The following is a 24095-nucleotide window of genomic DNA, read 5'->3' on the forward strand; positions in this document are numbered from 1 at the left end:
ATCCGATTTAATCAGAACCCGGCCTCGAAACCTAGATTGGATCGCTTCGAAGGCGTGTCCCACGCCAAAGAAAACGCCTCAAAACGCAACACCGGCCGGAGTTTATAGCTCCGGCCGGTGTTTTAGCGCGTTTTACTTGCCGAGCTTGCCGAGTTCGGCGGTCAGCTCCGGAACCGCCTGGTAGAGGTCGGCGACCAGGCCGTAATCGGCAACCTGGAAGATCGGCGCATCCTCGTCCTTGTTGATCGCGACGATCACCTTGGAGTCCTTCATGCCGGCCAGATGCTGGATCGCGCCGGAAATGCCGACCGCGACATAGAGCTCGGGGGCCACGACCTTGCCGGTCTGGCCGACCTGCCAGTCGTTCGGCGCGTAGCCCGCATCCACCGCCGCGCGCGAAGCGCCGACGCCGGCGCCTAGCTTGTCGGCGAGCGGCTCGATGTACTTTGCGAAGTTCTCGCGGCTCTGCATGGCGCGGCCACCGGAGACGATGATCTTGGCCGAGGTCAGCTCGGGACGGTCGCTCTTTGCGACCTCCTCGCCGACAAAGGACGACAGGCCTGGATCGGCCACCGCCGCGACGCTCTCGACCGACGCGCTGCCGCCTTCACCTGCTGCGGCAAAGGTGGAGGTGCGCACCGTGATGACCTTCTTGGCGTCCTTCGACTTCACGGTCTGGATGGCGTTGCCGGCGTAGATCGGACGCTCATAGGTGTCGGGGGCGACCACCTTGGTGATCTCCGAGACCTGCATGACGTCGAGCAGGGCTGCGACGCGCGGCATCACGTTCTTGAAACGCGAGGTCGCAGGCGCGACGATGGCGTCATAGGACGGCGCCAGCGAGACGATCAGCGCGGCCAGTGGCTCGGCCAGATCGTGCGCGTAAAGCACGCCGTCGGCGAGCAGCACCTTCTTCACACCGGCAAGCTTTGCGGCGGCGTCCGCCGCGGCCTTGGCGTTCTCGCCCGCCACCAGAACCTCGACGTCCGCGCCGAGCGCGGCCGCCGCGGTCAGGGCCTTGTTGGTCGCATCCTTGAGCGACGCATTGTCGTGTTCGGCAATCAGAAGCGTCGTCATCAGAGCACCCCGGCTTCGTTCTTGAGTTTCGACACCAGCTCGGCGACGTCCTTGACCTTGACGCCCGCCTTACGGCCCGCCGGCTCGGTCGTGTTGAGAACCTCGAGGCGCGCAGTGAGATCGACCCCGTAATCGGCGGCGGTCTTGTCCGCGATCGGCTTCTTTTTGGCCTTCATGATGTTGGGCAGCGAGGCGTAGCGCGGCTCGTTGAGGCGGAGATCGGTGGTGACGATCGCCGGTCCCTTCAGCTTCACGGTCTGCAAGCCGCCGTCGACTTCGCGGGTGACCTTGAAGTCGCTGCCTTCGACCTCGAGCTTCGAGGCGAAGGTCGCCTGCGACCAGCCGAGCAGCGCGGCCAGCATCTGGCCGGTCTGATTGCTGTCGTCGTCGATCGCCTGCTTGCCGAGAATGATCAGGCCCGGCTGCTCTTCGTCCGCAATCTTCTTCAGTATCTTGGCGACCGCGAGCGGCTCGACCGCGCCCTCGGCCTTCACCAGGATGCCGCGATCGGCGCCCATGGCGAGACCGGTGCGGATCGTTTCCGACGCCTGCGCCGGTCCGATGGAGACCACCACGACTTCGGTCGCCTTGCCGGCTTCCTTCAGGCGCAGCGCTTCTTCGACCGCGATTTCGTCGAACGGGTTCATCGACATTTTGACGTTGGCGAGTTCAACGCCCGATCCATCGCTCTTGACGCGGACCTTGACGTTGTAATCGACCACCCGCTTTACCGGCACCAAGACCTTCATCGATCCTCTTTCACTCAATCTGGGAGGGGGGTTATCAACTGGCGCGGAACCTAAAGGCCTGATCCGGCCCGGTCAACGCGCGAAGGGGTCTAATTTTGGCGCCCAGAAATGCGCGGCCTAATGGGTCAGCGATTCTGGCCCGGAACCCAGAGCACGTCGCCGGCGCCGTCATCGTTACTGGCGCGGCTGGCGACGAACAGGAAGTCTGACAGGCGATTCATATACTGGATGCCAGCGGCACCAACAGGCTCTTCCGGCCGGGCCGCCAGTTCCACCATCACGCGTTCCGCCCTGCGGCAAATCGTGCGGGCGACATGGAGGTGGGCGGCGGCGGGCGTGCCGCCCGGCAGCACGAAGGAGGTCAGGGGTGCCAGCTCGTCGTTGAGCGCGTCGATGTCGCGCTCGAGTCGCTCGACCTGGCTCGCCACCACCCGCAGCCGCTCCGCCTTGCCCTCACGTTCGGGCACCGCGAGATCCGCGCCGAGGTCGAACAGATCGTTCTGGATGCGGCCAAGCATCGCGTCGAGCTCGGGCGCATCCCTGGTGTGAAGCCGGACCACGCCGATCGCAGCATTGGTCTCGTCCACCGTGCCATAGGCCTCGATGCGCAGATCGTATTTCGGCCGGCGTTCGCCCGAGCCGAGCGCTGTCGTGCCGTCGTCACCGGTTTTCGTATAGATGCGGTTGAGCACGACCATGTTAACGCCCCATCGCCCATACGGCGACCATCGCGATGACGATCGCCACGAACTGAAGCAGCACGCGCCAGCGCATCAGCTTCTGCGAGGTGCTGGGCGAGCCGCCGCGCATCATGTTGATGAGACCGAGCAGCAGCACCAACGCCACGGCGCCGACCGCGATCGGCAGGATGAAAGTACTCAGGAGAGATGCCATTCGAGGGTAGATAACACCCTGCGCGCCGGTCCGCCATGGCGTTCCCGATCTGGCTTTTAAGCCAATAATATCAGAAGCTAGCTAGATGATTTCCGATTTGCGCGAATTGCCCATCCTCTTCGCCTCTCCCCGCCTGCGGGGAGAGGTCGGAATGCGTTTCCCGCGCGCGGAAAGAGGAAGCAGCAACAGCAGTGCAGGTGGCGCGTGAAGGCAATCCGCACCATCTACGTCGTCGTGATGGACGCGTTCTACACGTTCCTGGCCGACGATGGCTGGGCGATCGCGAGCCATATCGCGCTGTCGACGCTGATGGCGCTATTCCCGTTCCTGATCGTGCTGACATCGCTCGCCGGCTTCTTCGGCTCCAAGGAACTCGCCGACCAGGCTGCGAGCCTCATGCTCCAGGTCTGGCCCAAGCAGGTCGCGGATTCGATCTCGGGGGAAGTCCACGACGTGCTGACCACGACCCGCACCGGCCTATTCACCATCGGCGCGGTGCTGTCGGTCTACTTCGCCTCCAACGGCGTCGAGGCGCTGCGGGTCGCACTGAACCGCGCCTATGCGGTCGTGGAGATGCGGCCATGGTACTGGCTACGGCTGGAATCGATCGCCTACACGCTGATTGCGGCCTTCACCGCGCTCGCCATGGCATTTCTGATCGTGCTCGGACCGCTGCTCATCGAGGCCGCGCGTGCGCACATTCCGCTGTTCGTTGAATCCAACGAGAGGATCCTCACCTGGCTGCGTTACGGCATCACCGTCGGCGCGTTGGTGGTGGCGTTGATGATCCTGCATACCTGGCTGCCGGCGGGACGGCGCCGGTTCCTTCAGATCCTGCCCGGCATCGTCTTCACCATCGTGGCGTCGCTGATCTCGGGCATCGTATTCGGCCAGTACCTCGCGCGCTTCGCCAACAATTACGTGACGATGTATGCCGGGCTCGCCTCGGTGATCATCGCGCTGGTGTTCCTGTATTTCATTGCCGCGATCTTCGTCTACGGCGGCGAACTCAACGCCGCGATCATTAAGTCGCGACTTCCTCACGGCGTGTCGCTGCAAGCAGCGCAGTCGCTAGCGCCCGCGGAGACACAGGCTTGACCAGAAAGGCGTCGGCGCCGGCCTCGCGTGAGGCGACTTCGTCCTCGCCGCGACCGGACACCCCGATGATGGGGATCTGAGCCAGCGGCGTCGCCATGGTGCGGATCCGCCTGATCGCCTCGACGCCATTGATGCCCGGCAGCACCATGTCCATCAGCACCGCGTCGAAGGCGCCCTGCGCAAGCCGGTTCACCGCGTCCTCGCCGCGCCCGATGAACTCGGCATGATGGCCGAGCTCGGTCAGGATGGTGTTGAGCACGACGCGCCCGAACGGATTGTCCTCCACGCTGAGCAAGCGCAGCGCCGGGACCGCATCCATCTCGGCTTCGCCCTTCGACTTGCCGGACTTGCCCGATCCCGTGGCATCCACCGACACCGTCAACGTGAAGGTGGCGCCGCCGCCGGGCCGAGGGGCGACCGTGATGTCGCCGCCCATCGCGCGCGCCAGTTGCTTCACCGACGACAGGCCCAGGCCGGCGCCGCCGAAGCGCGAGGCAATGGTGACATTGGCCTGGGTAAACGGGCGGAACAGCCGCTTGATCTCGGCCATGGTGAGGCCGATGCCGCTGTCGGACACCGCGAAGGCGACACCGACGCTGCCTTTGCCCTTGGCTTTGCCTCTGCTCTTGGTCTTTCCCTTGCTCTTGGCGGAACGCCAAGGCGCGACCGTGAGCGCCACGCCGCCGTGCTCGGTGAATTTCACGGCATTGTCGATCAGATTCTCGAGCGCGGCGCGCAGGCGGACGGGATCACCGACTACCAGCCCCGGCAGCTTCTCCGAGATATCGACCTCGGCCTGGAGACCCTTGGCCGCGGCGCGACCGGCCAGCGAATCGCCGGCGTTCCGGGCAAGGGTCCGCAGGTCGAACAAATCCTGCCGCAGCGTGCTTCCACCTCCGACGCCCTTGCCCGTCCCCTTGCCGGTTCTGGCCGCATCGACGAACAGGGTGGCAAGGTTCGCCAGATGCTCGGCACCGGCCTTGATCGTGTCGGCCCAGCGTCTTTCCCGTTCACCGAGATCCGAAGTCGCGAGCAGGTCGCTGATCGCGAGAATGCCGGTCAGGGGGGTGCGGACCTCATGGGCAAAGGCGGCAAGCGCGGCCTGGACGACGTCCGGCTCGACACGCTTGGTGCTGCGCTTGCGCAACCGGGCGGTCGGCCCGGAGCGCTTCCCAGCCACTCGCTTGGACGTCCCCGTAGTGCGCGCTGCGCGCGTTTTCGTCGCCATAACTCCCCTTCGAAGTATCGCCTTCGAACCCCGGGCTGTCAGGCGAGCATGGCACGGCGGAACACCTGGAGTCACGGCGCCGTTTGGCTAACCCCCAGAGAAACTTAACCTAATCCCACCAGCTGGCGGATACCGGCCGGCGTGGCGCCGACCGCGCGCAGTTCACGAAGGCCGGTCGAGCTGGTTGATTTCGACAGCTTCCGGCCGCCCTCGTCGCGAACTAGCCCATGGTGGCGGTAGACGGGTTCGGGCAGGCGGAGCAGAGCCTGAAGCAGACGGTGGACCGAAGTGGCGTGGAACAGGTCCTGGCCCCGCACGATCTCGCTGATGTCCTGGAGCGCATCGTCGACAACGACGGACAGATGGTAGCTCGTTGGCGTCTCCTTGCGGGCCACAATGACGTCGCCCCAGGCTTCTGGCCGCGCCGGGACGACGCCACGCTCACCATCGGGCCCCTCGCCCAGTTCGTTCCAGCTCAGGCCGACGGCGCGGCGGCAGGCCGCCGCCATGTCGAGCCGAAGCGCATAAGGCGCGCCGGCGTCGACGAGGCGATCGCGCTCGTCGGCGGACAGCGATCTGGCGTCGCCGGGATAGAGCGGCGCGCCGTCGGGATCGCGCGGCCACGGGCCATCCGCTTCACGCGCCGTAACCAGCCTTGCGATCTCGGCGCGGCTTTCGAAGGCGGGATAGACCACGCCGAGCGCCGAGAGCCTGTCCAGCGCCGCCCGATACGCGTCGAGATGCTCCGACTGCCGCCGCACCGGCGTCTCCCAGGCAATGCCGAGCCAGGCGAGGTCTTCGTAGATCGCTGTCTCATACTCCGGACGGCAACGCTTCGCGTCGATGTCCTCGATCCGTAACAAGAGCCGCCCACCGGTCTCGCGCGCGCGGTCGGAATTCAACAGCGCTGAATAGGCGTGGCCGAGGTGCAGGTAGCCATTCGGACTGGGGGCAAATCGGAAAACGGGTGTCGACATGCTTCAGAACTCGTCATGGCCGGGCTTCACCGTCACAGTTGTCATTCCGGGACGGTCCGCAGGACCGAACCCGGAATCTCGAGATTCCGGGCTCGCCCCGGAATGACGGAGTAAGATATTCGGTACGCGGTCAAGCCCGCGCATGACAAGTTGAGCAAGCGATGACCATCCACCTCGAAACCCAATCCGATCTCGAAGAGGCCGTCCACGCGCTGGTGAAGCGCGATCCGCGCCTGAAGCCCGTGCTCGCGACTGCCGGCATGCCGGCATTGCGCCGGCGCGAGCCGGGCTTTGCGGGGCTTGCCCACATCGTTTGCGGACAGCAGCTCTCCACAGCGAGCGCTGCAGCGATCTGGGGACGGCTGTCCGCCGCGTTCGATCCGTTCGATCACGAGGCGGTGCGCCGCGCCCGCACCGACCGGCTGGGGCGGCTCGGCCTGTCCGCCGCCAAGATCAAGACGCTGAAACATCTCGCGCGCGAGATCACCGCACAGCGGCTGAACCTCGACGTGCTCGCCGAAGAAGACGCCGATGCCGCGCATCACACGCTGATCGCACTGCCCGGCATCGGACCCTGGACGGCGGACGTCTATCTGCTGTTCTGCCTCGGCCATGGCGACGCCTGGCCGGCCGGCGACCTCGCCGTGCAAGAAGGCATCCGCATCGGGCTCGGCTTGCAGGCGCGGCCGACGGAGAAGCAGATGGCGCCACTCGCCGAACCCTGGCGCCCCCTGCGCGGTGCGGCGGCGCATCTGTGGTGGAGCTATTATCGCGCGGTAAAAAAACGCGAAGGCGTCATCGCGGGATCAGCTTAGCCCCGCAGCCGAACGCGATCGGTCCGGGCGCAATCGGCGACGAAGTCGATGACGGCCCGCACCGCCGGCAGTTCGACGAGGTCGGGATGGGCGAGCAGCCACAGGTCCGCCACGCTGGCGAGCTTCTGCGGCGCGACGCGCACGAGATCGGGATAGCTTTCGGCGACAAAGCACGACAGGGCGGAGATTCCGAGTCCGGCGCGGACCGCCGCCAGCATGTCGCCCTGGGACGAGCAGCGCATCACCACCCTGGCCTGACGTGTGACGACGTCGCTCCAGCGCGCAAGCTGGACGTTGGAGGTCTGGTCGGCGAAACCGATGACACTATGCCCCTTCCACTCGCCGCGCCGTTCAGGCAAGGACCGCCCGCCGGCGTAGTCGCGTGAGGCGTAGAATCCCGTGCCGAGACGGCCGATCTTGCGGCCGACCAGATTTTCCTCGCCGCTGTCGAAAGGCCGCAGCACCACGTCCGCCTCGCGCCGGCGCACGCTGGCCGGAAACGGATGGGTGATGATCTCGAGCTGGACGTGATCATGCGCGCGCAGGAACGCAGGCAGGCGCGGCATCAGCCAATGCGAGGCCAGCGTCGCGCCGATCGACAGCTTGACGGTACCGCGCGCCTTGTGCCCTCCCGCCGAGACTGCTGTCTCCGCCCGCAGCGCCGCCGCCGCCATCGCCTCGGCGTGCTCGCGCAGTGTCCGTCCATCCGCGGTTAGCGCCAGGCCGTCGGCGGCGCGCGCCACCAGCCTGGTGCCGAGTTGGGCTTCCAGCGCCGCGATCTTGCGGCTGACGGTGGGATGGCTGCTGTGCAGCCGACGTGCCGCGCCGGTGAAGCTGCCGGTATCGGCGACGGCGACGAAGGTCTTGCATAGGTCCCAGTCCATCAGCGGCACTCTGTTCAAATCTGAATAGTTGTCTGTTCAATATTGAACGATGGGAGGCCGCACTCCAACCCCTATAATGGCGTGAAATGAAACATGGGCGGCAACTCGCCCGCGACAATCAACAGGGAAACGCCTCGTCATCCGCCTGCCGGCGGGCTGCGTTTCCGGGAGGACATCATGGCGCTGCCCGCTCTCTTGAAGGATTCGCTCGAGCTGCCCGTGGTCGGCTCGCCGCTCTTCCTCGTCTCAGGCCCGGAGCTGGTGATCGCCCAGTGCAAGGCCGGTATCGTCGGCTCGTTTCCGGCGCTCAATGCCCGTCCGGTGGAAAAGCTCGACGAGTGGCTGAGCCGCATCGAGAATGAACTCGGCGAATACAAGTCGCGCAATCCCGGCAAGAAGGTCGCGCCCTACGCCGTCAACCAGATCTGCCACGCCTCCAACGACCGGCTGATGAAGGACATGGAGACCTGTGTGAAGCACAGGGCGCCCATCATCATTACCTCGCTGCGACCGCCCGCCGAGCTCGTCGAGGCCGCACATTCCTACGGCGGCCTCGTGTTCCACGACGTCATCAACGTCAAGCACGCGCGCAAGGCCGCCGAGCAAGGCGTCGACGGCCTGATCCTGGTCTGCGCCGGCGCTGGAGGACATGCAGGAACGCTCTCGCCTTTCGCGCTGGTACGTGAGGTCAAGCAATGGTTCGACGGCTCGATCCTGCTGTCGGGCGCAATCAGCGACGGCTTCGCAATCGCCTCCGCCCTGACGCTGGGCGCCGACCTCGCCTATATGGGCACGCGCTTCATCGCGACGAAGGAAGCCAACGCTGACGAAGCCTACAAGTCGGCGCTGACGCAGCATGCCGCGCACGACATCGTCTACACCAACCTCTTCACCGGCGTGCACGGCAACTATCTTGGCCCTTCGATCGCCGCGGCCGGGCTCGACCCGGACAATCTGCCGGCCGCCGACAAGACCAAGATGAATTTCGGCTCCGGCGGCAACATGAAGTCCAAGGCGTGGCGCGACATCTGGGGCTCGGGCCAGGGCATCGGCCAGATCGCCGATGCACCGCCGGTCGCCGAACTCGTCGACCGGATGAAACGAGAATTCGACCAGGCTCGGCAGGATTTCCTGATGCGCGCCAGCGCCTAAGGGCTCGGACCGACAATAAAACGGGAGGACACCATGAAACTGGCAGCCGCACTGATCGGCATGTCGTTGCTGACGCTCACGGGCGGCTGCGCCCATGCCGAAGGCAGCGACGAGATTCGCATCGGGCAGACCCTGCCCTACAGCGGTCCGGCGTCCGGCTTCGGCGCGATCGGACGGACGCAGGAGGCGTTCTTCGAGAAGGTCAATGCCGATGGCGGCATCAACGGCCGCAAGGTCAAGTTCATCACGCTGGACGACGCCTATTCGCCGCCGAAGACCGTCGAGCAGACCCGCAAGCTGGTGGAGCAAGAGGAGGTGCTGATGATGTTCGGCTCGCTCGGCACCGCCACCAACAGCGCCGTGCAACGCTATCTCAACGCCAAGAAGGTGCCGCAGCTATTTGTGCTCTCCGGCGCCACCAAATGGGCCGATCCACAGAAGAACCCGTGGACGATGCCGGGCATGGCGGCCTACGAATCCGAGGGCGTGGTCTATGCCAAATATATTTTGCAGACCAAGCCCGACGCCAAGATCGCGATCCTGTCGCAGAACGACGATTTCGGCCGCGACTATGTCGCGGGGTTCAAGCGTGCGCTCGGGACCAAGGCGGCCGGCATGATCGTCGCGGAAGCAAGCTACGAGACCAGCGCGCCGACGATCAGTTCGCAGCTCTCGACGCTGAAGGCGTCAGGCGCCAACGTGCTGTTCGGCGTCGTGCTCGGCAAGTTCACCTCGCAGATGGTCAAGGGCGTGGCCGAGATCGGCTGGAAGCCGGAGCTGTTTTTCGTGCCGACCTCGGCGTCCTCGATCTCGTTTCTGGAGCCGGCGGGCCTCGACAATGCCGTTGGTCTGATCTCGTCGAGCAACCAGAAGGACACGATGGACCCGCAATGGGCCGACGATCCCGGTGTGAAGGAATATTTCGCCTTCATGAAGCGTTATATGCCGACCGCAGACCTCTCCAACTCCAACTACGCCGCGGGCTACCACTATGCCACGCTGCTGATGACGGTGCTGAAGGCGTGCAAGGATGATGTCAGCCGCGACAACATCCTGCGCCAGGCGGCCTCGCTGAAGGACGTGAAGCTGCCGCTGCTGCTGCCGGGAATGGCTGTTACGACCGGCCCTGACGACTATCTGCCGTTCCAGCAGCTTCAGCTCCGGCGCTTCAACGGCAAGAGCTGGGTCGGCTTCGGCGACGTGCTCGATGATCGCTAGACGAGCGGAATGAGGAGACGCCATGATCATCAGCGGCGAACGCCAGATCAGCTATGACGACATCCGGGCCCGGATCAAGCGGGCGATGAGCGGCTTCCGCGCCCTGGGGCTTGCCGAGGCCGCGCCGGTCGCGATGATGCTGCGCAACGATTTCGCCCTGTTCGAGGTGGTTGCGGCCTCCGCCGCGCTGGGCAGTCCGGTGGTGCCGATCAACTGGCATCTGAAAGCCGAGGAGGTCCGTTACATCCTGGCCGACAGCGGGGCGAAGCTCCTGGTGTGCCATGCCGATTTGCTGCCGCAGATCCGCGACGGTGTACCGGCGGATGTCCTTCTCCTGGTCGTCGCGACGCCGCCCGAACTCGCAGCGACCTTCTCGATCCCTCCGGAGCTGACCGAAATCCCGGTGGGACTGACCGATTGGGATCGCTGGCGCGATAGCCATCCGCAAGCGCAGGAGCCGCCGCGGCGAGCCGCAGCGATGATCTACACATCGGGGACCACGGGCATGCCGAAGGGCGTGCGGCGCATGCCGATGCAGCCCGAACAGGCGGCCGCCTCCGAACGCGTGGGCGGGATCGCCTATGGCATCAAGCCGCGGGAAGACCAAATCGTGCTGATCAACGGGCCGATGTATCACTCGGCGCCGCATTCCTACGGCATGTTGGCATTTCGGAGCAGCTGCACCATCATTCTCCAGGCGCGGTTCGATGCGGAGGAACTGCTGGCGCTGATCGAGCGCCACCGCGTCACGCATATTCACATGGTGCCGACCATGTTCGTCCGACTGCTGCGGTTGCCCGAAGCGGTCAGACAGCGGTACGACCTGTCGTCGCTGCGTTTCGTCGTGCACGGCGCCGCCCCCTGCCCGCCAGACGTCAAGCGCGCCATGATCGACTGGTGGGGACCGGTCATCAACGAGTATTTCGGCTCCACCGAGACCGGGATCCCGGTCTGGCACTCGGCCGAGGAAGCACTGAAGAAGCCCGGCACGGTCGGCCGCGCCATCGAAGGCGGCATCGTCAGGATCTTCCGGGACGATGGCAGCCCGTGCGGTGCCAACGAAGTCGGCGAAATCTACATGCGCCAGACGGCAGTGCCCGATTTCGACTATCACGGCAGGTCGCAGGCAAGGGCCGAGGCCGGCCGTGACGGCCTCGTCAGCGTCGGCGATGTCGGTTATCTCGACGCGGACGGCTATCTGTTCCTGTGCGACCGCAAGCGCGACATGGTGATCTCCGGCGGCGTCAACATCTATCCCGCGGAGATTGAGAACGCGCTGATCGGAATGCCCGGAGTGCGCGACTGCGCCGTGTTCGGCATCCCCGACGCGGAATTTGGCGAGCGGCTGTGCGCCTTTGTCGAGCCTGAATCGGGTACCGAGCTCTCGGCCGACGCCGTCCGATCGTTCCTGCGCGAGCGGCTTGCCAATTTCAAGGTGCCAAAGGACGTCGAATTCCGCGACGCGCTGCCGCGCGAGGCAACGGGAAAGATCTTCAAGCGCAAGCTGCGGGAGCCCTATTGGGCGGCGTGAGAACAGGCGACGCGTCCGAGAGCGCGAGACTCATATAAACGGGAACGAGTGGCAATCGTTCCTGCGGCTCTCCACTATTGGACAGATTGAAGACGCGCGCTTCCGTCGCAAACGGAAGAGCAACCAATTCGAATCTCGTCTGTTGTCGACCGGCACAATCACTGCCGGAGGATAAACTATGTCACGTATAATTTCGCTCGCTGCGGCTGTCCTGCTGCTCGGATCAATGCCCGTAAGCGCACAGTCCCAAAAGGCACAAAGCGGCCCGGGCAACAACGCCGTCAACAGCTCTGATCACAACAACTCCAACGCACCAGTCGCAGGCCGCAACAGCTTCACCGAGGGACAGGCGAAGTCGAAGATCGAGGGCGCGGGCTATTCCAATGTTTCCGGCCTGCAAAAGGACGACAACGGCGTCTGGCGCGGCAAGGCCGACAAGGCTGGGACCAAGGCGGACGTGAGCGTCGATTTCCAGGGCAACGTGAACCCCGTCAAGTAAGGAGGATAAAACATGACCACCACCATTTCTCGACTTTATGACACCTATTCGGATGCGGAACGTGCGGTCAGGCGTCTGGAGGCCGCGGGCGTGCCGCACTCCGACATCAGCATCGTCGCGAACAACTCCGATAATTGGTACGGCTCCTCCTCCACCGGCAAGGTCGACCGTGACCGCGACGGCGTCGATGACCGCGCCGAAGGCGCCGGTACGGGCGCCGGCATCGGCGCTGGAATCGGAAGCGCGGCGGGCCTGCTTGCAGGACTCGGCTTGCTGGCTATTCCGGGGCTCGGGCCGGTGGTTGCTGCCGGATGGCTGGCTTCTACGGCAGTTGGTGCCGCAGCGGGCGCCGCGACGGGCGGCATCGTTGGCGCGCTGACCGAAGCCGGCGTTTCCAAGGATGATGCGTCGCGGTACGCGGAGGGCGTCCGTCGCGGCGGAACGCTGGTATCGGCGCGGGTGCCCGACCAGGACCGCTCACGTCTCGATGCCCTATTGCACGAGAAGGCCGTGAACCTGCAGGAACGGAGCGCCGCCTGGCAAAAGTCCGGCTGGAACGGCTTCGACGCCGCAAGCCCGCCGCTGTCGCCTGACGATGTCGGCCGTGAGCGTGAGTTGTACGGCGCCGGCACGCGGGTGAGGTAGGGATGTTCCGCTCGCCGCCACGCGAGCGGCTGTGAATCCCAAGAGCGCGAGGGAGGCTCCACCGAGGTGGAGCCTTTTTCGCGTGTCCGTTCTCAAACACCGCGAGAGTGCCGCAGGTCTCTCTCACGGGCTGACGGGCGCATTCCGCTGAAGCAGGGGCACATGCTCTCACTGCTCGGGTAATCGGCTATTGGCCGTCTGCGAAACAGTATAGCTTTCGACCCTAGAGGAAACGCCGCGAAGACGGCACGAGGTCGCGCATGCTGGACAGGACGAAGGATATTGCCGCATCCGCGCAAGCCTGGCTCGATGAATTCGAGCGCACGTTTGGCGTACCCGGCGGCGCTGGGCTGGACCCTCTTTTCGTCGCCGACAGCTATTGGCGCGATGTGCTGGCACTCAGCTGGAACCTGCAAACCATCGCCGGCGGCGACTCGATCAAGCGGGAGCTGACAACGCTCGCGGCAAAGGTCGCGCCGGGCAGCTTCAAGATCGCGCCGAACCGAGCGCCACCGCGCTGGGTGACGCGTGCCGGGACCAACACGATCGAAGCGATCTTCGATTTCGAAACCGCACTGGGGCGCGGCAGCGGCATCGCGAGGCTTGTGCCCGACGCTACCGACGGCGACCGCCTGAAAGCGTGGACGCTCCTCACCGCGCTCGACGAGCTCAAGGGCTTCGAGGAGCAGCTCGGCACCTCGCGGCCGCGCGGCCAGGCTTATTCGCGCGACTTCCGTGGACCGAACTGGCTCGACCTGCGCAACGCCTCGCGCGACTACACCGATCGCGATCCAGCCGTGCTGGTGGTCGGCGGCGGCCAGGCCGGGCTCGCGATTGCGGCTCGGCTGAAGCAGTTGAAGATCGACACACTGATCGTCGATCGCGAGGCGCGGATCGGGGACAATTGGCGCAAACGTTACCACGCGCTGACCCTGCATAACCAGGTGCAAGTCAATCATTTGCCCTACATGCCGTTTCCGCCGAACTGGCCGACCTATATCCCCAAGGACAAGCTCGCCAACTGGTTCGAAGCTTACGTCGACGCGATGGAGCTGAATTTCTGGACCGGAACCGAATTCGAATGCGGCGCCTACGACGATGCCAAGGGCAACTGGACCGTCACGTTGCGAGGCGCCGACGGTGGCAAACGGACCATGCACCCGCGCCATGTTGTGATGGCAACCGGCGTCAGCGGCATCGCCAATGTGCCTGTTATTCCAACCCTCGATAACTTCAAGGGCACGCTGCTGCATTCGAGCCGCTACGAGGACGGCGAAAACTGGACAGGAAAACGCGCCATCGTCATCGGCACCGGCAATAGCGGTCACGACATCGCGCAGGACCTTCACTCGAGTGGCGCGGAAGTGACGCTGGTGCAGCGTTCACCCACGCTGGTCACCAATATCGAGCCGTCGGCCCAACTTGCCTACGCGACCTACAATGAGGGCACGCTCGAGGACAACGATTTGATCGCGGCCTCGATGCCGACGCCGCTGGCGAAGAAGACCCATGTGATGCTGACGGAGCAGTCGAAGGAGCTCGATAACGAGCTGCTCGACGGCCTGCGCAAGGTCGGCTTCAAGCTCGATTTCGGCGAGGCCGGCACCGGCTGGCAGTTCAAATATCTCACCCGTGGCGGCGGCTATTATTTCAATGTCGGCTGCTCCAACCTCATCGTCGAGGGTGCGATCAAGCTCAGGCAGTTTTCCGACATCGAGAGCTTCGTCGCCGAGGGGGCGCGGATGAAGGACGGCACGACCCTTCCGGCCGACCTGATCGTGCTCTCGACCGGTTACAAGACACAGGAGTATCTGGTGCGGAAACTGTTCGGCGACGGCGTCGCCGACCGCGTCGGCCCGATCTGGGGCTTTGGCGACGGCCTCGAGCTGCGCAACATGTATGCGCGCACTGGGCAACCCGGCCTCTGGTTCATCGCCGGCAGCCTCGCGCAATGCCGGATCAACTCGAAATATCTCGCACTGCAGATCAAGGCGATCGAGGAAGGGATTCTGGGGCGTGAGGCGGGCGCAATTTGAGCCTCCTCGTCATTGCGAGCGCAGCATCCAGTGTCTTTCCGCGGACGCAGTCTGGATTGCTTCGCTGCGCTCGCAATGACAGTGTGGAGACGATCGCGCATCGCCGACACGAATAAGAGGAGAACACCAATGCCAGCCATTCTCGGCACCGGCGAGCACCGCTACCGCGTCGTTGAGAACTTCGCAAAGCTGCCGGACGGATGGCAGCTCACCGACGTCGCTTCGGTCGCGGTCGACGGCAAGGACCGCGTCTACGTCTTCAACCGCGGGGCCCATCCGATGGTCGTGCTGGACCGCGAGGGCAATTTCTTGCGCAGTTGGGGCGAAGGCCTGTTCTCGCGCGCACACGGCCTGCACATCGATGCCGACGACAATCTCTATTGCACAGATGACGGCGACCACACCGTGCGCAAGTGCACCACCGAGGGCAATGTGCTGCTGACGATCGGCATCCCCGAAAAACCGTCGCCATTCATGAGCGGCGATCCCTTCCATCGCTGTACCCACACCGCGCTGTCGCCGAAGGGCGAAATCTACGTCTCCGACGGCTATGGCAATGCGCGCGTGCACAAGTTCACGCCCGATGGCAAGCTGATGACGAGCTGGGGCGAGCCCGGCACCGATCCCGGCCAGTTCAACATCGTGCACAACATCGCCACCGATGCCGACGGCTTTGTCTATGTCGCCGACCGCGAGAATCATCGCGTGCAGGTGTTCGACGGCAATGGCAAGTACGAGACGCAGTGGAACAATCTGCACCGCCCGTGTGCGCTATACTGCTGCGGCGGCAGCAAGAGCCCGACCTTCGTCATCGGAGAACTCGGGCCCGGCCTCGCGGTCAACCGCAAGGTGCCCAATCTCGGCCCGCGGCTCTCGATCGTGGACGCCAAGGGCAACCGCATCGCGCGGCTCGGCGGCGAGGAAGGCCCGGGCGTTGCGAGCGGCAAGTTCCTGGCACCGCATGGCATTGCGCTGGATTCCCGGGGCGACATTTATGTCGGCGAGGTCGGCGTCACCGACTGGAAGACCAGCTTTCCGGATGAGGAGATGCCGGCCGCGGTGCGCGCGACGCGATGTTTGCAGAAGCTGGAGCGGGTACGGGAGTAGCTGCCTCGGCACATCCACGTTGCGCTGTCAGGAGAACGCTGCCTCCACGGCCCCGGACCTGGAAATCACGGCGTTTTGCGCGGGTTGCCACCCCCGTGCCGCATTGCTTGTGCCGGAATAAGTCGCTCGACGGGCTTCACAATCCCGTCACGCTGCATGTAGTATGTCAGTTACGTGCTGCTTCGCAGCGTACATTGGAGGCCAGGAGCGTTACTTGAACGCACATGTCTCGCAAGGCCATTGGCCGGTGTTGGTGCTGAATGCGGACTTCCGGCCGCTGAGTTACTACCCACTGTCTTTGTGGTCGTGGCAGGACGCGATCAAGGCGGTATTCCTCGACCGCGTCAACATCGTCGCGCATTACGATCAGGCGGTCCATAGTCCCACACTGCAAATGCAGTTGCCGAGCGTCGTCTCGCTCAAATCCTTCGTCAAGCCGACCACCCATCCTGCCTTCACCCGATTCAACGTCTTCCTGCGCGATCGTTTCGCCTGCCAGTATTGCGGCTCGCCCGAAGACCTCACCTTCGACCACATCATCCCGCGCAGCAAAGGCGGCCAGACCACCTGGGAGAACGTGGTCGCGGCGTGCTCGCCCTGCAATCTGCGCAAAGGCAATCTGACGCCGGTGCAGGCCAAGATGTTTCCGCGCCAACATGCGTTCGCGCCGACCGTGCACCAGCTTCACCGCAACGGCCGCCTGTTCCCACCGAACTATCTGCACGACAGCTGGCTGGATTATCTCTACTGGGATACGGAGCTGGATCCGTAAGGTCTGCGTCTGGTCTCACATCCCGATCGCATTCCGCGCGACCACGTCGCGATAGAACGCCGCGCTCAGCTTCGGCACCCTCGCCTGCGTCTCGAAATCGACGCGGTACAGGCCAAACCGCTTTCCGTAACCAAAAATCCATTCGAAATTGTCCATCAGGCTCCACAGGAAATAGCCGCGAATTGGGACGCCTTCGGTAATCGCGCGCTGCATCTGGGTCAGGTAGTTGCGCAGGAACATGATGCGGTCGAGGTCGTAGACCTGGCCGTCGGCGGCGAGCTTGTCCTCCGACGAGGTACCGTTCTCGCTGATATAGATATCGTCGATGTTCCAGATCTTTGCGGCGATGCGCGGCGCCCAGTAGATGACCTCGGGGCCAATCCGTAACCATTCCGAGTTCATGTGCGGGAACGAGGTCGGGAACGGCAGCACGTGGAAGCCGGGCGCACGATCGGAGGCCGTGATGTAATATTGTGGCGCGTATATGTTGAGGCCGACGAAGTCGTTCGGCGTGCCGATGATCTTCAATTCATCAGGCGTGAATTTCGGAGCGTCCGCGCCGGCATAGGCGAGGAAACCGTCGGTGTATTTGCCCTCCAGCACCACACCGAGGAAGCCGGCGTTGAGCTCGCGCGTCGCGATCTCGGCCGCGCGGATGTTTTCGGGTGTCGCGATCGCCGGCACGCAGGCGGCAATGTTCTCGGCCGCGCCGACGCGGGTGCCGGCGCGCCCTGAGGCGCGGATCGCCTGCACCGCCAGCCCGTGCGCCAGCGCGACGTGATGGCGGGCCTGGTTGAGCAACGCCGCCGGCAGCTTGAGTCCGGGCGCGTCGATGCCCCAGCCATATCCGAAATTCACGAAGCGCCCGACCTCGTTGACGGTGAAAATATTCTTCACGCGATCGGTCAGGCGCTGGGCGACGTAGGCTGCGTAGTCGGCGAAAGCCTTCGAGGTGTCGCTGGACTGCCAGCCGCCGACGCGGTCCTGGAGCGCCTGCGGCAGGTCCCAGTGATAGAGCGTGGCGTAGGGCTCGATGCCGTTCGCGAGCAGCTCGTCGACGAGACGGTTGTAGAAGTCGAGCCCTTTGGGATTGGGTTGTCCCGATCCTTCCGGAAACACCCGCGGCCAGGCGACCGAGAAACGGTAAGCCTTGACGTCGAGCGCCTTGATCAGCGTCACGTCGTCCTTGTAGCGATGATAGTGTTCGTTAGCGCGGTCGCCGGTCGTGCCGTCCTCGATCTTGCCGGGCGTGTGGCTGAAGGTGTCCCAGATCGACTTGCCGCGACCGTCCTCGTCGACGGCGCCTTCGATCTGATAGGACGAAGTCGCCGTGCCCCAGAGAAAATCCTTCGGGAAGGGCGCGGGCGCGTGGCGGTCGGGCACGATCAGCGTTTCATCTACCGCAGCCTTGTCCGCAGCCTTCTCGTCAGCCTTGACACCTGCCGTTGCGCCAACCGCCGCAAGGCCCGCGAGCTTTGCAAAATCGCGCCGCGAGAAATCAGCTGCCATTGCTATCTCCGGGCCTGCTCCATATCGATCTGATAGACGGATATGCGGTCGATCTCGAATGCAACGGTCGGGGGCGACTCCGCGTCGACCGGTCCGACGCCGAGAAAGAATTTCGATCCGATTGCGAGATTGACGATCATGTACATGGGATCGTCGAAGCCGATCGGCACCTTGATGTCGGACACCGGCCTGCGGTCGATGAAATAGACCAGGCGATCCTCTTCCCACAATACACCGTAAGTGTGAAATGCGCTCGAAGCGTCGCCGACCGCGAAGTCGAAGCCGCAGGACTGGATCTTCTGGGTCGAGGGAATCCGCCAATGCGTCGTCATCACGAGATCACCCGGCTTTTCGCCGCGGCCTTCCAGCACGTCGACCTCCGGCGGCCAGCCGCCGTCATCCGCCAGCATCCAGAACGCCGGCCACACCGCATGCCCAACCGGCACCTTGGCGCGGATCTCGAAATAACCGTGCTTCTGCGCGAACGTGCCCTGGGTCGTGAGTATCCCGGAAATGTACTCGTTGTTGAACAGCACCGGTTTCAATTCCGGCGGGGTGCGCCTGGCGACGATCGACAGCACGCCGTCCTTGACCTTGAACGGATCGAGCCCGAGCGGCGCCGCGGCCCGCCCCGCGTAGCGCGGATCGACGTAGATCTGCTGCTCGCCATTGGCGCTGGTCTTGCGCTTGAAGTCGGAGCCGTCGCCACCCCAGTAGCGCGCCTCCGGCCAGGCCGCACCGCCGGCGTAATGCGGCACCCAGCGTCCGTTCGCCAGCGGGTGCTCGTCAAAATCCTCGTTGAAGGTCCGGCGCAGCGGCAAGAAGATCAGCGAGGCCGGATTGACCGTTTCCAGCCGGCGGCACGCGATGGCGGAGGGATCGGTCGTCACCTGCAGCGACATGCTCACCGGGGCACCGTCGAGATCGTCCTGCGCGAGGGCCGGCGCAGGCACAACGCAGAGACCGATCACAGCCAGAGCGCCCCTCGTCCAACGCGCGATCATCACCGCTCTTCGAAGATGCCGGAGGAAAGGCCGAGGTTAGCTCGCTCGTATCGGGACGGGCAAGGGCAGGCCCGCGACCGCGCGTCAATTCGGGAGCGCAGCCCGCACATGCCATCCAGATTTTCGTGCACTTAAAAAAATGAAGACGCCAGGGCGGTGCCCGGCAGGCGCGCGGCAGGCTCTCGCCGGGGACGGAACTCGATGCGCCGCCGACCGTTCAGAGTGAAGGCCGGATGTTTCGCGCGCGCCAACGGTCCGCGCCAGACGTGTCCAGCCCTGCCACAGCACAAGGGGAGAATAGTCATGGCCACAAGCGAGACGGATCACGTCTACAAGATCCTGGAACTGGTCGGATCGTCCGAGACCTCGATCGAGGACGCGATCAAGAACGCGGTCAGCCGGGCCGCCAAGACCGTTCGTGAGATGAAATGGTTCGAGGTGGTGCAAACGCGCGGCCATATCGAGAACGGTGCCGTGCGCCACTACCAGGTTACGCTGCGCGTCGGCTTCACTCTGGACGAGTGAGGTAGAACACCGGGCCAAGCCGACGCTTGAGCCAGCCTGGTTAACGCGACAATCCCCCTCCCGCCTGATGACTGCAAGTGTTGGCGCCGCGACGAGTCTGCCGTCCCAACCCACGACGGACTGCAGCACGCTGGTCGCCGCCGCCGATCGCGCGCTCTACGCCGCCAGGGACAATGGCCGGGACCGGCTGATGATGTCGGCACAGGTCGTTCCCTGGTCCGCGAGAAGCGCGTGACGGGATCGACTGTTGCTCTGGATTTGTTGCCTGCGCTCTAGCGCGGTATGGCTTGGATCACGGCCGGATGTTCGGCCAATCCGAGAGTGCCGCTGTGACTGGTGGAACAAGCTCGTCCTCTTCGACATGGACAATGTCCTCTGCGATTACGACAGGGCAAAGCGTGTCGCATTGCTGGCGAAGCTTGCGGGGGCTACGAGCGGCGCGCGAGAGGCGCGTCTGTTCGCGCATCACCACACTTCGGTTGAGGCGTTCAGGCAGGCCTTTCGGAGCACGGCCTGCTTCACGCATGAATGCGCGCTCCGCTTTTCCAGGCGTCAGGCGAGATGGCACGCCACAAGGTGCCCGCCCGCTCCCTCCTTCAGCTCCGGCGCGCTTTCGGCGCAACGCGGCTGGGCGATAGGACAGCGGGTGTGGAAGTGGCAGCCCGACGGCGGCTTCATCGGGCTCGGAACGTCTCCCTTGAGGCGGATGCGCTCGCGTTTGAGTTTGGGATCGGGCACCGGCACCGCTGATAACAGCGCCCTCGTGTAGGGATGCTGCGGATTGCGGTAGAGGTCGCTGGCCTTGGCGAGCTCGACGATACGGCCAAGATACATCACCGCGACGCGGTCGGAGATGTGCTCGACCACCGACAAATCGTGCGCGACGAAGAGATAGGTGAGGTTCAGCTCGGCCTGGAGATCTTCCAGCAAATTGATGACCTGAGCCTGGATCGAGACGTCGAGCGCCGACACCGGTTCGTCGCAGACGATCAGTTTCGGCTCGACCGCGAGCGCACGCGCGATCACGATGCGCTGGCGCTGACCGCCGGAAAACTCATGCGGATAGCGGCGCATGTGCTCGGCCTTGAGCCCCACCTTCACCAGCAGGCTCGCGACGCGATCCTCCCGCTCCTTGGCCGATGAGCCAAGCTTATGGATGATCAGCGCTTCGCCGAGGATGGCGCCGACCGTCATGCGCGGATTGAGGGAGGCGAACGGGTCCTGGAACACGAGCTGCATGTTCCGCCGCATCGCGCGCAAATCGTTGCCGCCGAGCTGGCGGACATCCTGACCGTCGAACACGACCTCGCCGTCGGTCGGCTCGATCAGGCGCAGCACGCAGCGTCCCGTCGTCGACTTGCCGCAGCCGGATTCGCCGACGAGGCCGAGCGTCTCGCCCCGGTTGACCGAGAACGAGACCCCGTCCACCGCATAAACGCTGCCGACCTGGCGCGATAACAGGCCGCCATGCACGGGAAAATATTTCTTCAGGCCGCTGACGCGGAGCAAGGGCTCGGTCATGCTGCGCCTCCCAACTGCGTATCTCCCAGATGACAGGCCATGCGGTGGCCGGGCGCGATTTCGCGCAGCAGCGGCTCCCTCTCGGTGCAGATGCTCATGGCGTGGCGGCAGCGCGGAGCGAAGCGGCAGCCGACCGGCGGGTTGATCAGGATCGGCACCGAGCCGCCGATCGCCTCCAGCCGCACCTTGTGCTCGCTGTCGAGATCAATGCGCGGGATCGAGCGGATCAGTCCCTGGGTATAGGGATGGCCGGGATTGCCGAAGAGGTCGTCGACAGGCGCCTCCTCTACCACCTTGCCGGCGTACATCACCACGACGCGTTGCGCGGTCTCGGCGACGACGCCCATGGCATGGGTGATCAGCATCACCGCCATGCCGAAGCGCTCCTTCATGTCCTGGAGCAGGCCGAGGATCTGCGCCTGAATGGTGACGTCGAGGGCCGTGGTGGGCTCGTCGGCGATGATCAGTTTCGGCTTGCAGGCGAGCGCCATCGCGATCATCACGCGCTGCCGCATGCCGCCGGAGAACTGATGCGGATAGTTGTGCACGCGGCCTTCGGCGTTGGGAATCTGCACCAGCTTGAGCATTTCGATGGTGCGCTCGAGCGCCTGCTTCCTGGTGACGTTCTCATGGCGGCGCAGGCTTTCGGCGATCTGCTCGCCGATGGTCAGCACCGGATTGAGCGAGGTCATCGGCTCCTGGAAGATGAAGCCGATCTCCTTGGCGCGGATCTCGTCGAGCTGACTGCTCGTCAGCGGCACGAGATCGCGGCCCTCGAAGATGATCTCGCCTGCCGCGATGCGGCCCGGCGGCATCGCGATCAGCTTCAGGATCGACATCGCGGTGACGGTCTTGCCGCAGCCGGATTCGCCGACGACGCAGAGCGTCTCGCCGCGGTTGATGGAGATGTCGACACCATCGACCGCCTGGAGGATGCCGTCGTCGGTGGAGAAGTGGGTTTTCAGTCCCTTGATCTCGAGCAGCGGCGCCATCAGATCACCCGCCGCGCATCGAGCGCGTCACGCAAGCCGTCGCCGATGAAGTTGATGGCGACCACCGCGATGAAGATCGCGCCGCCCGGAAACAGCGCCCAGTGCGGGCCGATGTCGAGAAAGTCTTTCGCGTCATAAAGCAGCCGGCCCCAGGTCGGCGTATCCGGAGGGAAGCCGAGGCCGAGGAAGGACAGCGTCGATTCCGCGATGATGGCGGCAGCCACGTCGATGGTGCCGGCGATGATCACCGGACCGAGGGCATTGGGCAGGATATGGCGCACAACCTGCCGCACCGGGCTTGCCCCGAGAGCGCGCGCGGCTTCAACGAATTCCTTCTCGCGGATCGACAGGAACTGGGCGCGAACGAGGCGCGCAACCGGCATCCAGCGCAAGCCACCGATCACGAGCACGATCAGGATGAAAATGCCGCCCTCGGGGCCGAAAGCCGCCTTCAGCCCGTCGCGGAAGAGATAGATCAGCAGCAGCAGCAGGGGCAATTGCGGCAGCGACAGAAAGAGATCGGTGAGCCACATCAGCCCATGACCGAGCGCACCGCGCGACATGCCGGCGAGCGCGCCGATCAGCACGCCGACAAAGACTGAGACCAGCATCGCGGCGAGGCCGACCGCGAGCGAGATGCGCCCGCCATAGATCATGCGGGCGAGGATGTCCTGCCCGAGATCGTCGGTGCCGAAAGGATGGGCCAGCGACGGCCCCTGCATGCCCGCCACGATATCGATGTCGTCGATCTTGACCCGCCAGATAAAGGGGCCGACCACCACCGCCAGGATCAGAACGAGGAGCAGGAACGCACTGACCACGGCAAGCTTGTGGCGGCTATAGCGCCGCCACGTCTCGCGCCAGGGCGAGTAGACGCGCCGCTCAGCGGAGGGAGATGCGAGGGTCAAGCCAGCCATAAAGAACGTCCGCGATGAGATTGAACAGCACGACCAGGCACGCAAAGACGAAGGTGACGGCCATCACCACCGGCGTGTCGTTGGAAAGGATGGAGGAGATCAGCAGCGAGCCGATGCCGGGGATGCGGAAAATCTGCTCGGTGACGATGGCGCCGCCGAACACCGCCGGGATTTGCAACGCAATCAGCGTGACGACCGGGATCATCGCGTTGCGCATCACGTGCTTGATAATCACCCGCCGCTGGCCGATGCCCTTGGCGCGCGCGGTGGTGACGTAGTCGAGCCGGATCACGTCGAGCATCGCCGAGCGCACGAAGCGCGTCATCGACGCCGCCTGGAACAGGCCGAGCACCGCCACCGGCATGATTGCCTGACGGATCGTCTCCGCCAGCCAGTGAATGCCCGTGCCCTTGATGTCCGTGGTGTAGACGAAAGGCAGCCAGTCCAGCGTGACCGAGAAGATCAGGATGAACAGGATGCCGGTGAAGAAGGTCGGAAGCGAGAAGCCGACGAAGGCCAGCGTGTTGGCAACCTGGTCGAACAGCGAATACGGCTTCGTCGCGGCATAGACCCCGACCGGGATCGCGATCAGGAGCGCCAGAATCTGCGCCGAGCCGATCACGTAGAGCGTCGTTGGCAGTCGCTGGAGAATGAGCGTGTCGACGTTCATCCGGCTGACAAAGGAGAAACCCCAGTCGCCATGCAGCATGGCGTTGAGCCAGTGCAGGTAACGAAGGTAGATCGGATCGTCGAGGCCGAACTTCGCCCGAAGCGCGAGAGCGACTTCGGGCGGCACGTTCGGATTGGTCGCCAGCTCCGAGAAGGGATCGCCCGGGGCTAGCGCGAGCACGACGAACAGCACGAGCGAAATTCCGAGCAGGCTCGGAATCGCGATCAGGAGGCGACGCAGGACATACTGGCTCATGAAGAAGGACCGCTCTAGGC

General features: G+C 64.5%; 24 protein-coding genes and 1 pseudogene. 12 read left to right on the forward strand and 13 right to left on the reverse strand.

Annotation, left to right across the window (positions count from 1 at the left end; all coding sequences use genetic code 11):
- Positions 1-132: 132 nt before the first annotated feature.
- From AC0L27_RS08555 to AC0L27_RS08570, 4 genes are all read right to left on the reverse strand, one after another.
- Positions 133-1077 carry an electron transfer flavoprotein subunit alpha/FixB family protein gene (locus AC0L27_RS08555; protein ID WP_354207863.1) on the reverse strand — a complete coding sequence of 315 codons (945 nt, stop codon included), beginning with the start codon at positions 1075-1077 and terminating at the stop codon, positions 133-135.
- Complete coding sequence (locus tag AC0L27_RS08560; RefSeq protein ID WP_007597346.1) at positions 1077-1826, reverse strand: electron transfer flavoprotein subunit beta/FixA family protein; 750 nt, start codon at positions 1824-1826, stop codon at positions 1077-1079. Before AC0L27_RS08560 ends, AC0L27_RS08555 begins: the two co-directional genes overlap by 1 nt.
- A 125-nt stretch (positions 1827-1951) precedes the next feature.
- On the reverse strand, positions 1952-2524 hold the full coding sequence (locus tag AC0L27_RS08565) for a cob(I)yrinic acid a,c-diamide adenosyltransferase (RefSeq protein WP_354207861.1): 573 nt from the start codon (positions 2522-2524) through the stop codon (positions 1952-1954).
- A gap of 1 nt (position 2525) precedes the next feature.
- The gene (locus AC0L27_RS08570) at positions 2526-2720 is read right to left on the reverse strand and encodes a twin transmembrane helix small protein (RefSeq protein WP_247427614.1); all 195 of its coding nucleotides are present in this window, start codon (positions 2718-2720) and stop codon (positions 2526-2528) included.
- Between the two features lie 204 nt (positions 2721-2924).
- Between AC0L27_RS08570 and AC0L27_RS08575 the strand changes: the two genes are divergently transcribed.
- Entirely contained in the window at positions 2925-3818 is an 894-nt protein-coding gene (locus AC0L27_RS08575) for a YihY/virulence factor BrkB family protein (RefSeq protein WP_275170925.1), read from the forward strand.
- Here AC0L27_RS08575 and AC0L27_RS08580 read toward each other — a convergent pair.
- Together AC0L27_RS08580 and gluQRS are read right to left on the reverse strand one after the other, a co-directional pair.
- Positions 3745-5046 carry an ATP-binding protein gene (locus AC0L27_RS08580; RefSeq protein WP_473318625.1) on the reverse strand — a complete coding sequence of 434 codons (1302 nt, stop codon included), beginning with the start codon at positions 5044-5046 and terminating at the stop codon, positions 3745-3747. The two genes, AC0L27_RS08575 and AC0L27_RS08580, sit on opposite strands and share 74 nt — an antisense overlap.
- A gap of 104 nt (positions 5047-5150) precedes the next feature.
- Entirely contained in the window at positions 5151-6023 is an 873-nt protein-coding gene (gluQRS, locus tag AC0L27_RS08585) for a tRNA glutamyl-Q(34) synthetase GluQRS (RefSeq protein WP_354207856.1), read from the reverse strand.
- Positions 6024-6184: 161 nt separating this feature from the next.
- Here gluQRS and AC0L27_RS08590 point away from each other — a divergent pair, with 161 nt between their 5' ends.
- Positions 6185-6838 carry a DNA-3-methyladenine glycosylase family protein gene (locus AC0L27_RS08590; RefSeq protein WP_354207854.1) on the forward strand — a complete coding sequence of 218 codons (654 nt, stop codon included), beginning with the start codon at positions 6185-6187 and terminating at the stop codon, positions 6836-6838.
- On the opposite strand, the gene AC0L27_RS08595 is transcribed toward AC0L27_RS08590, so the two are convergent.
- Entirely contained in the window at positions 6835-7722 is an 888-nt protein-coding gene (locus AC0L27_RS08595) for a LysR family transcriptional regulator (protein WP_354207852.1), read from the reverse strand. The genes AC0L27_RS08590 and AC0L27_RS08595 overlap by 4 nt on opposite strands.
- A 177-nt stretch (positions 7723-7899) precedes the next feature.
- Between AC0L27_RS08595 and AC0L27_RS08600 the strand changes: the two genes are divergently transcribed.
- The 8 genes from AC0L27_RS08600 (at position 7900) to AC0L27_RS08635 (ending at position 16682) form a co-directional block, all read left to right on the forward strand.
- Positions 7900-8874 carry an NAD(P)H-dependent flavin oxidoreductase gene (locus AC0L27_RS08600; RefSeq protein WP_354207850.1) on the forward strand — a complete coding sequence of 325 codons (975 nt, stop codon included), beginning with the start codon at positions 7900-7902 and terminating at the stop codon, positions 8872-8874.
- A 33-nt stretch (positions 8875-8907) separates the two neighbouring features.
- On the forward strand, positions 8908-10092 hold the full coding sequence (locus tag AC0L27_RS08605) for an ABC transporter substrate-binding protein (protein ID WP_354207848.1): 1185 nt from the start codon (positions 8908-8910) through the stop codon (positions 10090-10092).
- 22 nt (positions 10093-10114) lie between these two features.
- On the forward strand, positions 10115-11623 hold the full coding sequence (locus AC0L27_RS08610; protein ID WP_354207846.1) for an acyl-CoA synthetase: 1509 nt from the start codon (positions 10115-10117) through the stop codon (positions 11621-11623).
- A 178-nt stretch (positions 11624-11801) separates the two neighbouring features.
- Positions 11802-12122, forward strand: coding sequence for a hypothetical protein (locus AC0L27_RS08615; RefSeq protein ID WP_354207844.1), 321 nt, complete (start codon positions 11802-11804; stop codon positions 12120-12122).
- Between the two features lie 12 nt (positions 12123-12134).
- Complete coding sequence (locus AC0L27_RS08620; protein WP_275170916.1) at positions 12135-12767, forward strand: general stress protein; 633 nt, start codon at positions 12135-12137, stop codon at positions 12765-12767.
- A gap of 260 nt (positions 12768-13027) precedes the next feature.
- Positions 13028-14803 (forward strand): NAD(P)-binding domain-containing protein, encoded by a 1776-nt coding sequence (locus AC0L27_RS08625; protein WP_354207842.1) that lies wholly within the window; start codon positions 13028-13030, stop codon positions 14801-14803.
- Positions 14804-14932: 129 nt separating this feature from the next.
- Positions 14933-15910, forward strand: coding sequence for a peptidyl-alpha-hydroxyglycine alpha-amidating lyase family protein (locus tag AC0L27_RS08630; protein WP_354207840.1), 978 nt, complete (start codon positions 14933-14935; stop codon positions 15908-15910).
- A gap of 214 nt (positions 15911-16124) precedes the next feature.
- Positions 16125-16682, forward strand: coding sequence for an HNH endonuclease (locus AC0L27_RS08635; RefSeq protein ID WP_007597381.1), 558 nt, complete (start codon positions 16125-16127; stop codon positions 16680-16682).
- Positions 16683-16697: 15 nt separating this feature from the next.
- On the opposite strand, the gene AC0L27_RS08640 is transcribed toward AC0L27_RS08635, so the two are convergent.
- Together AC0L27_RS08640 and AC0L27_RS08645 are read right to left on the reverse strand one after the other, a co-directional pair.
- Positions 16698-18191 (reverse strand): GH1 family beta-glucosidase, encoded by a 1494-nt coding sequence (locus AC0L27_RS08640; protein ID WP_473318627.1) that lies wholly within the window; start codon positions 18189-18191, stop codon positions 16698-16700.
- 2 nt (positions 18192-18193) lie between these two features.
- Positions 18194-19195, reverse strand: a complete 1002-nt coding sequence (locus AC0L27_RS08645) for a glycoside hydrolase family 16 protein (protein ID WP_354207836.1) — start codon at positions 19193-19195, stop codon at positions 18194-18196.
- Between the two features lie 303 nt (positions 19196-19498).
- Here AC0L27_RS08645 and AC0L27_RS08650 point away from each other — a divergent pair, with 303 nt between their 5' ends.
- On the forward strand, positions 19499-19720 hold the full coding sequence (locus AC0L27_RS08650; protein WP_018453224.1) for a dodecin: 222 nt from the start codon (positions 19499-19501) through the stop codon (positions 19718-19720).
- Positions 19721-20022: 302 nt separating this feature from the next.
- A pseudogene (locus tag AC0L27_RS08655) lies at positions 20023-20156 on the forward strand (HAD family phosphatase); the annotation flags it as partial.
- A gap of 116 nt (positions 20157-20272) precedes the next feature.
- On the opposite strand, the gene AC0L27_RS08660 reads toward AC0L27_RS08655, so the two are convergent.
- From AC0L27_RS08660 to AC0L27_RS08675, 4 genes are read right to left on the reverse strand one after another with little or no spacing between them, the layout of a single operon-like run.
- On the reverse strand, positions 20273-21241 hold the full coding sequence (locus tag AC0L27_RS08660) for an ABC transporter ATP-binding protein (RefSeq protein WP_275170911.1): 969 nt from the start codon (positions 21239-21241) through the stop codon (positions 20273-20275).
- Positions 21238-22233 (reverse strand): ABC transporter ATP-binding protein, encoded by a 996-nt coding sequence (locus tag AC0L27_RS08665; RefSeq protein WP_354207834.1) that lies wholly within the window; start codon positions 22231-22233, stop codon positions 21238-21240. The genes AC0L27_RS08660 and AC0L27_RS08665 overlap by 4 nt, the downstream gene beginning before the upstream one ends.
- Positions 22233-23150, reverse strand: coding sequence for an ABC transporter permease (locus AC0L27_RS08670; RefSeq protein WP_007597392.1), 918 nt, complete (start codon positions 23148-23150; stop codon positions 22233-22235). The genes AC0L27_RS08665 and AC0L27_RS08670 overlap by 1 nt, the downstream gene beginning before the upstream one ends.
- Positions 23116-24075: an ABC transporter permease gene (locus tag AC0L27_RS08675; protein ID WP_106941042.1), complete on the reverse strand. Its 960-nt coding sequence runs from the start codon at positions 24073-24075 to the stop codon at positions 23116-23118. Before AC0L27_RS08675 ends, AC0L27_RS08670 begins: the two co-directional genes overlap by 35 nt.
- Positions 24076-24095: the final 20 nt, after the last annotated feature.

It is taken from the genome of Bradyrhizobium sp. Ken51, from assembly GCF_055807435.1.